2 protein-coding genes are annotated in these 9,587 nt (G+C 76.2%); both read left to right on the forward strand.

Annotation, left to right across the window (positions count from 1 at the left end; genetic code table 11):
• A partial coding sequence (locus tag EBO15_RS41570; protein WP_122199943.1) for a non-ribosomal peptide synthetase occupies window positions 1-5,532 on the forward strand: 5,532 nt, incomplete at its 5' end.
• Window positions 5,529-9,587 (forward strand): non-ribosomal peptide synthetase (locus EBO15_RS41575; protein WP_147481896.1); only part of this gene is annotated, 4,059 nt, incomplete at its 3' end. The genes EBO15_RS41570 and EBO15_RS41575, both read left to right, overlap by 4 nt.

Genomic DNA, 9,587 nt, shown 5'->3' on the forward strand with positions numbered 1-9,587 from the left:
CTGGCGGCCGCCTACGAGGGCGGCGACCTCGACCCGGTCCCCACGTCCTTCCGGCGTTGGGCGACCGGTCTCGCCCAGCAGGACCGGACCGGCGAGCTTGCGGAATGGACGCGGTTGCTCGACGGCCCGCAGCCGAACCCCCTCGGTGAGCGGGCCCTCGACCCGTCCCGCGACACCGTGGGAGCCGGGACGCGCCGGGTGTCCCTGGCACTGCCGGAGCGCGTGGCCTCCGCGCTGCTGTCCACAGTCCCCTCGGCGTTCCACGCCGGGGTGGACGACGTTCTCCTCGCCGGTCTGGTGGCGGCGCTCGCCGAGGATCGCGACGGTCTGTCCGGTGGGGTCCTGGTGGACGTCGAGGGCCACGGACGCGGCGCCGAAGGGCTCGACCTGAGCCGGACGGTCGGCTGGTTCACCGCCGTCCACCCCGTTCGGCTGGATCCGGGAACCACCCACCCGGCCTGGGTGCGGACCGGCGGGCCCGCCGCCGGAACGCTGCTGAAGCGGATCAAGGAGCAGCGCCGCGCCGTTCCCGGTGACGGGCTCGGCTACGGGCTCCTGCGGTACCCGGGGCCGGACGCTCCGGCGCCTCTCGCAGGCCTCCCCTCCGCGGAGGTCTCCTTCAACTACCTCGGCCGGTTCACCGCGCCGGACGCCGACACCCCGGCCACGCGCCGCGACGCCCTGTGGCAGCCCGCCGGGACGGACGCGATGGGCGGCGTCGCCGACCCCGGCATGGCCCTGGCGTACGCGCTGGAAGCGGGCGGCATCGTGCTGGACCGTCCGTCCGGGCCTGAGCTGACGCTCTCGCTGGCCGCCCCCGCCGGGCTGTTCACGGACGCCGACCTGGACGACCTGCTCGCGGCCTGGGCCGCGATGCTCGACGGACTCGCCGCGCACTCGGCGACGCCCGGCGCGGGCGGGCACACGCCGTCGGACTTCCCCCTGGTGGCGCTCACCCCGGACCAGGTGGACGAGCTCGAACCGGGCCTCGCCGACGTGTGGCCGCTGTCCCCCCTCCAGGACGGGCTGCTGTTCCACGCCCGCTACGACGACCGAGCCGAGGACGTCTACCTCTGGCAGCGCGCGCTCGACTTCGACGGCCCCCTGGACACCGGCCTCCTGCGGACCTGCTGGCAGCGGCTGCTGGACCGGCACGCGAACCTGCGCGCGGCGTTCCGGCAGCCGGCGGGGCTCGACCGGCCCGTCCAGGCCGTCGCGCGGCACGTGGAGGTGCCCTGGCGCGAGGTGGACCTGACGAGCGGGGCCGACCCGGCGGGCTCCGGCTCCGCTCCGGGCCCGGACGGCCTGCTGGAGGACGAGCGGGCCCGCGGCCTCGACCTGGCGGCCCCTCCGCTGCTGCGGCTGCTGCTGGCCAGGCTCGGCCCGGACCGGCACCGCCTCGTCGTCACGATGCACCACATCGTGCTGGACGGCTGGTCGCTGCCGGTGCTGTTCGACGAGCTGTCCCGGCTGTACGAGGCGGGCGGCGACCCGTCCGTGCTGCCGCCCGCGACGTCCTACCGCGACCACCTGGCCTGGCTGGCGCGTCAGGACGCCGGCGCGGCCCGCGCCGCCTGGCGCGACGCGCTCGCCGGGGTCGCCGAGCCGACGCTGCTCGGCCCCGCCGACGCCGGGCCCACCGGGGCCGTGCCCCGCCACGTCGTGGAGTGGACCTCGGCGGAGTTCGCCGGGCGCCTGCACGCCGCGGCCCGCGCGCAGGGCGTGACCCCCGGGACGCTGGTGCAGGCCGCGTGGGGGATCCTGCTCGGCGCGCGGACCGGACGCCGCGACGTGGTGTTCGGCACGACGGTGGCCGGACGTCCCGCGGACCTGCCGGGGATGGAACGCGCCCTCGGACTGTTCATCAACACCGTCCCGGTCCGTGTCGGCCTCGACCCGGGGCGTCCCGCGGCGGCGGTGGCCGCCGAGACGCGGGCCCGCCAGAACGCGCTGCTCGCGCACCAGCATCTGGGCCTCGCCGAGATCCAGCGCGCGGCCGGGGCCGGCGCGACCTTCGACACCCTCGTCGTCTACCAGAACCATCCGGCCGCGCCGCCGCGGTTCGCCGGGCCGGACGTGGCGATCACCGGGGGCCAGGACGCCGCGCACTACCCGGTCACGCTGGTCGTGACGCCCGGGACCGGCGGCCTGGAAGTGCGGTTCGAGTACCGGCCCGACCTCTTCGACGAGCCCGGCGTGCGGGACCTGGCCCGGCGGTACGTCCGGGTGCTGGAACGGCTCGTGGACGCGCCCGGGCTCCCGCTCGCACGGATCGACGTGCTGGACCCGGCCGAACGGCGCCAGGTCCTCGACGGCTGGAACGACACCTCCGGCCCGGTCCCGGACGGCACGCTGGTCGACCTGTTCGAGGCGAGCGTGGCGCGGGACCCGGGCGCGACCGCGCTGGCCGACGCCGCCGGGACCTGGACCTACGCGGAGCTGGACGTCCGCGCGAACGTCCTGGCCCGCGACCTGATCGCCCGGGGCGTCGGCCCCGAGGACCTCGTCGCGGTGGTGATGGAGCGGTCGGCGGCGCTGTACGCGGCGCTGCTGGGCGTGCTCAAGGCGGGCGGGGCCTACCTGCCCGTGGACCCCGACCACCCGGCCGACCGGATCGCCCACACCCTCGCCGACGCGCGCCCGGCCGCCGTCGTGTGCACCGCCGCGACCGCCGGGCTGGTGGCCGGCACGGGCGTCCCGCACGTCCGCTGGGACGAGCCGCCCGAAGCGGCGAACGCACCGGCGGGCGCGCCGGCCGCCGCGCCGACCGACGCGGACCGGGTCCGGCCGCTGCGGCCCGGACATCCGGCCTACGTGATCTACACCTCCGGCTCCACCGGACGGCCGAAGGGCGTGGTGGTCCCGCACCGGGGCGCGGTCAACTACGTGACCTGGCGGGCCGCGGAGTACGGCATCACCCCGCGCGACCGGGTGCTGCAGTTCGCCTCGGTGGCGTTCGACACCTCGGTCTGCGAGATCTTCCCGACGCTCGCGGCGGGCGCGGCGCTGTGCGTCGCGCGGCGCGACACCGACCCGTCGGCGGAGCTGGCCGCGTTCGGGCCGACGGTCGCGACCTTCACGCCGTCGGTGCTGGAGTCGGTCGAGCCGTCCGCCGCCCGCACCGTCCGGACGCTCGTCACGGCGGGCGAGGAACTCGGCCTCGCGACCCTGCGCCGCTGGGCGCCCGGCCGCACCCTCTACAACGAGTACGGCCCGACCGAGGCCACGGTCGACGTCACCAGCTGGAAGTGCCCGCCGGACCTCCCCGGGACGGTCCCGCTGGGCGGGCCGATCCGGAACGTGCGGGCCTACGTGCTGGACGGGTTCCTGCGTCCGGTGCCGCCGGGCGCGCTCGGCGAGCTGTACGTCGCGGGCGCGGGCGTCACCCGGGGCTATGTGAACCGGCCCGGCCTCACCGCCGCCCGGTTCGTCTCCTGCCCGTTCGGGGCGTCCGGGGAACGCATGTACCGGACCGGCGACCTGGCCCGGTGGACCCCGGACGGCGAACTGCTGTTCGCGGGCCGCGCCGACGAGCAGGTGAAGATCCGCGGGTTCCGCGTCGAGCCGGGCGAGATCGAGGCGGTTCTGGGCGCGTATGAGGGGATCGAGCAGGTCGCGGTGGTGGCCCGCGAGGACCGTCCGGGAGTCAAGCGGCTCGTCGCCTATGTCGTCGGCGGGGCCGACCCGGCGGAGCTCCGCGCTCACGTGGCGGCGCGGCTGCCGGACCACATGGTCCCCGCCGCCTTCGTCCCGCTCGACGCGTTGCCGATGAGCGTCAACGGCAAGGTCGACCGGGCGGCCCTGCCCGCTCCGGACTTCGGGGCGAGGGCGGGAGGGCGCGCCCCGGCCACGCCGTCCGAGGCGGTCTTCTGCGGTCTGTTCGCCGAGGTGCTCGGCCTGGGGTCGGTCGGTGCGGAGGATTCGTTCTTCGAGCTGGGCGGTGATTCGATCATGTCGATGCTGGTGGTGTCGCGGGCCCGCCGGGCGGGTCTGGTGGTCACGGCGCGGCTGGTCTTCGAGGAGAAGACGCCCGCCGCCCTGGCGCGCGCGGCCCGGGCCGGCGCGCCGGCCTCGCCGCAGGACCCCGACGACGGCGTGGGCCCGATCCCGCTGACGCCGGTGATGCGGGAACTCGCCGAGCGGTCCGGCCCGGTGGCGCTGTCCGGCATCTTCTGCCAGTCGATGCTGCTGTCCGTCCCGGCCGATCTGGAGTGGCAGCGCCTCGTCGGTGCGGTGCAGGCCGTCCTCGAACGCCACGACGTGCTGCGCGCTCGTCTGGACGAGGCCGAGGGACGCCTGGTGGTGCCGCCGCCGGGTGCGGCCGCGGCGGGGGACCTGGTGAGGCGGGCTTGCGGGCAGGACGTCGCGGTGGAGCAGCGGGCGGCCGCGGACCGGCTGGATCCGGGCGCGGGTGTGATGGTGCAGGCGGTGTGGTTCGACGCGGGACCCGCCACGCCCGGCCGGTTGCTGATCGTCGCCCATCACCTGGTGATCGACGGGGTGTCCTGGCGGATCCTCGTCCCGGACCTGGCGGCCGCCTACGAGGGCGAAGACCTCGACCCGGTCCCCACGTCCTTCCGGCGATGGGCCTCGCAGCGGGCCGACGAGGCGACCAGCCCCGCCCGCACCGCCGAACTCCCCGCATGGCGGGACATGCTGGACGCGCCCGATCCGCTCTTCGCGACGCGTCCGCTGGACCCGGACCGCGACACCGTGGCGGCGGGCACCCACCGGGCCGAGCTGAACCTGTCCGCCGAGGCGACGACCGCGCTCCTCGGCCCGGTCCCGGCCGCCTTCCACGCGGGCGTCGACGACGTGCTGCTGGCGGGCCTGGTCGCGGCGCTGACCGAGGATCGCGGCGGCCTGTCCGGTGGGATCCTGGTGGACGTCGAGGGCCACGGCCGCGACGCCGAAGGGCCCGACCTGAGCAGGACGGTCGGCTGGTTCACCGCCGTCCACCCCGTCCGGATCGACCCTGCGGGCACCGACCCGGCCCAGGTGCGGGCAGGCGGTCCGGACGCCGGACGCCTGATCAAACAGATCAAGGAGCAGCGCCGCGCGGTCCCCGGCGACGGGCTCGGCCACGGGCTGCTCCGCTACCTCAACCGCGACACCGCGCCCCGGTTCGCCGGGCTGCCCCACGCCCGGCTGGGCTTCAACTACCTGGGGCGTTTCGCCGACGCCCGGCGCCCCGGCGGACTCTGGCAGCCCGCCGGGGACACCGCCGTGGGCGGTGTCCCAGAACCCCGGATGGCCGAGACCCACGTGCTCCAGGCGCACGGCGTCGTCCGGGACGGGCCGGACGGCCCCGCGCTGACCGTCGCGCTGACCGCGCCGAAGCGGCTGCTCGCGACGGCGGACCTGGACGCCCTCGTCGCGGGGTGGGCGGCCATGCTCGGCGGGCTGGCCGCGCACGCCGCCGATCCCGGCAGCGGCGGCCACACGCCCTCCGACTTCGCGCTGGTCGCCCTCGACCAGGACGACATCGACGCATTCGAGTTCAGGCTCGCGGACGACGGGAGAACCCGGTGACACAGGTGCGGATGGAGGACGTGTGGCCGCTGTCGCCACTCCAGCAGGGGCTGCTGTTCCACGCCGAGTACGACGACCGAGGACGGGACGTCTACGTCGTCCAGGGTGTGGTGGACCTCGCGGGGCCGCTCGACGCGGCGGCGCTGCGCGCCTCCTGGCAGGTGCTGCTCGACCGGCACGCCGTCCTGCGCGCGAGCTTCCAGCGGCGCGGCACCGGCGACCCGGTGCAGGTGGTCGCGCGCGGCGTGCCCCTGCCCTGGCGTGAGGAGGACCTGTCCGCCCTGCCGGACGCGGAGGCCGCCGAACGGTCCCGCGCGCTCGCCGAGCGGGAGCGGCTGCGGCGCTTCGAGGTGACGGCCCCGCCGCTGCTGCGGCTGGTGCTGGTCCGATTCGGCCCGGAGCTGCACCGGCTGGTCATCACCGTGCACCACCTCGTCCTGGACGGGTGGTCGCTGCCCGTGCTGTTCGACGAGCTGTCCCGGCTGTACGCGGCCGGAGGCGAACCGGCGACGCTCGAACCCGTGACGCCCTACCGGGACTACCTCGCCTGGCTGGCCCGGCAGGACACGGACGCGGCGCGCGACGCGTGGCGGACGGCGCTCGCCGGGCTGGACGGGCCGACACTCGTCGCCCCCACCTCGACCGACCCCGCCACGGCCACGGCAACCGCCGCGGGCGCGGGCGAGGCGGAGTCCGAGCCGTCCCGATTCCTGCTCGGCGCGGCGGGCCGCACGGTCGCCGACGCGCTGCGGGCCACGGCGCGGGCGCGTGGACTGACCCTGAACACCCTGGTCCAGGCCGCCTGGGCGGTCCTCGTCGGACGGCTCGCCGGCCGCCGCGACGTGGTGTTCGGCGCGACCGTGGCCGGCCGGCCGATGGAACTGCCCGGGGCCGAGCGGATGGTCGGGCTGTTCGTCAACACCGTGCCGGTGCGGGTCCGCCTGGACCCGGCGCGGCCGTTCGCCGACCTGCTGACCGACCTCCAGCGCCGCCAGTCCCTGCTGCTCGACCACCAGTACCTGGGGCTGGCGGAGATCCAGCGGGCGGCCGGGCCGGGAGCCGCCTTCGACACGCTGCTGGTCTTCCAGAACTTCCCGCGCGACGCCGGTGAGGCGCTCCGGCTCGACGGCCTGCGGATCTCCGGCAACACCAGCGAGGACGCGTCGCACTACCCGCTCACCCTCGTCGTGACGCCCGGCGACGACCTCGACCTGCGTCTGGACTACCGGCCGGACGTGTTCGGCGACGCGTCCGCCGGGCGGCTGCTGGCCCGGGTGGCGTCCGTCCTGGAGCAGGTGGCGGCCGACCCGTCCGTGCGGGTCGCCGACCTCGACCTCCTCCTGGACGACGAGCGCGACCGGGTGCTGTCGGCGTGGAACGACACCGGTCGTCCGGTCATGGACGGGTCCCTGGCCGAGCTGTTCGAGGCGCAGGCGGCGCGGACGCCCGACACGGTGGCGGTGGAGTCCGGCGACGTCCGCTGGACGTACGCGGAGCTGAACGCCCGCGCGGACCGGGTGGCGCGCGAACTGGAGGCGCGCGGCGTCGAGGCGGAGAACCTGGTGGGCGTGCTGCTGGACCGGTCGGCGGACCTGGTCGCGGTGCTGCTGGGCATCGCGAAGGCGGGCGCGGCCTATCTGCCGGTCGACCCGTCCTACCCGGAGGAGCGCATCGGGTTCGTCCTGTCCGACGCCCGGCCCGCGCTGGTGGTGTGCACGCGCCAGACCGAGCACCTGGCGGGCCCGGACAGGCTCGTCTGGGACGACCCGGACCGGCCCGTCCCCTCCGCCACGGTCCGCACACGCCGGGTGCCGCCGCATCCCGACCACCCCGCCTACGTCATCTACACGTCGGGTTCGACGGGGACGCCGAAGGGCGTGGTGGTGTCGCATCGCGGCCTGGCCGGTTTGGCGGGGGCGCAGGTGGAGCGTTTCGCCGTTCGGTCGGGTTCGCGGGTATTGCAGTTGGCGGCGCTGGGTTTCGACGCCTCGGTGTCGGAGATGTGCATGGCGTTGCTGTCGGGCGCGACGTTGCTGTTGGCGGACGCCGACCGGCTTCCTCCTGTGGGGCGTCTGGAGGACGTCCTGGCGGATCTGGGTGTGACGCATGTGACGGTTCCGCCGTCGTTGTTGGCCACGGTGGAGCAGTTGCCGGGGTGTGTGGAGACGCTGGTCGTGGCGGGTGAGGCGTGTCCGCCGGGGCTGGTGGAGCGGTGGGCGACCGGGCGGCGGATGGTCAACGCCTACGGCCCGACCGAGACGACCGTCTGCGCCACGATGAGCCGTCCCCTGGACCCCGACTCCGACGTGATGATCGGCGGCCCGATCTGGAACACGCGAGTGTTCGTGCTGGACGAGTTCCTCCGTCCCGTCCCGCCGGGCGTCGTGGGTGACCTCTACGTCGCGGGCGCGGGCGTGGCACGGGGCTACGCGGGCCGGGCGGCGCTCACATCCGAGCGGTTCGTGGCCTGCCCGTTCGAGTCCGGCGCGCGCATGTACCGGACCGGCGACCTGGTCCGCTGGACGGACGACGGCCGGCTCGCGTTCGCGGGACGCGCCGACGAGCAGGTGAAGGTCCGTGGTTTCCGGATCGAGGTCGGTGAGGTCGAGAACGTCCTGTCCGCCCATCCGGGAGTGGAGCGGGCCGCCGTCGTGGCGCGCGAGGACCAGCCGGGTGTCAAGCGGCTGGTCGCGTACGTGAGCGGCGGCGGAGTCGAAGGGCTTCGGGAGTACGCCGCCGAGCGGCTGCCGGAGTACATGGTTCCATCCGCGTTCGTGACGCTGGACGAGTTCCCGGTGACGGCGAACGGGAAGCTGGACCGGGCCGCGCTGCCCGCGCCGGACCTGGCGGGGGCGTCGCGGGGCCGTGCGCCCGCGACGCCCGCGGAGGAGATCCTCTGCGGGGTGTTCGCCGAGGTCCTGGGCCTGGAGACGGTCGGCGCGGACGACTCGTTCTTCGCCCTCGGCGGCGACTCGATCATGTCCATGCTGGTGGTGTCGCGGGCACGCCGCGCGGGCCTGGTGATCACCTCCCGGCAGGTGTTCGAGGAGAAGACGCCCGCCGCGATCGCCCGCGTCGCGGACACCGCGGGCGCGAACGGCCCCGGCGGCGCGCCCGACGAGCCGACCGGACCGGTTCCGCTGACCCCCGTGATGCGCGGCCTGGCGGAGCGGGCCGGTCCGGCCGCGCTGTCCGGGACGTTCAGCCAGTCGGTGGTGCTCACCGCGCCGGACGACCTGGACCTCGGCCGCCTGACCGCCGCGCTGGCCGCGCTCCTCGACCGCCACCCGGTGCTGGGCGCCCGGTTGGAGGCGGACGCCGGCCGGCTGACCGTCCCGTCCGGCGACGCCGCGGTGCCCGCGGGCGACCTGGTCGCGCGCGCCGGGGGCCGGGACGTCCGGCGGGCGCTGCGGGAGGCGACGGACCTGCTCGACCCGGCCGCCGGGATCATGCTGCGGGCGGTGTGGCTCGCCGACGCCGGGCTGGTGCTGGTCGTGGCGCACCACCTGGTGGTCGACGGCGTGTCGTGGCGCGTTCTCGTGCCGGACCTCGCCGCCGCCTACCGCGGCGAGGTCCTCGACCCGGTGCCGACGTCCTTCCGGAGCTGGGCGGAGAACCTGGCCGCCGAGGCGACCGGCCAGGCCCGCCTGGACGAGCTGCCGCTCTGGACCCGGCTGCTGGCGGGCCCGCAGGCCGTGCTCGGAGCCCGCCCCCTGGACCCCGCCCGCGACACCGTGGCGGCCGGGACGCGCCGGGCCGACCTCACCCTGCCGGTCCCGGACACCACGGCGCTGCTCACCGGCGTCGCGGAGGCGTTCGGCGCCGGAGTCGACGACCTGCTCCTCGCGGGGCTGGCGGCCGCGGTGGAGGAGTGGCGGCGGACCCGCGGCCTGCGCACGCCCGGCGGCCAGCTCGTGGACGTGGAGAGCCACGGCCGCGCCGACGGCGACCTCGGCCGCACGGTCGGCTGGTGCACGGCCGAGCACCCCGTCCGGCTGGACGCGGGAGCCGTCGACCACGCCGGCGTCCGCGCGGGCGGCCCGGCCGCCGCCCGG

It is taken from the genome of Actinomadura harenae, from assembly GCF_003696215.1.
In the GTDB taxonomy this organism is placed as follows: domain Bacteria; phylum Actinomycetota; class Actinomycetes; order Streptosporangiales; family Streptosporangiaceae; genus Spirillospora; species Spirillospora harenae.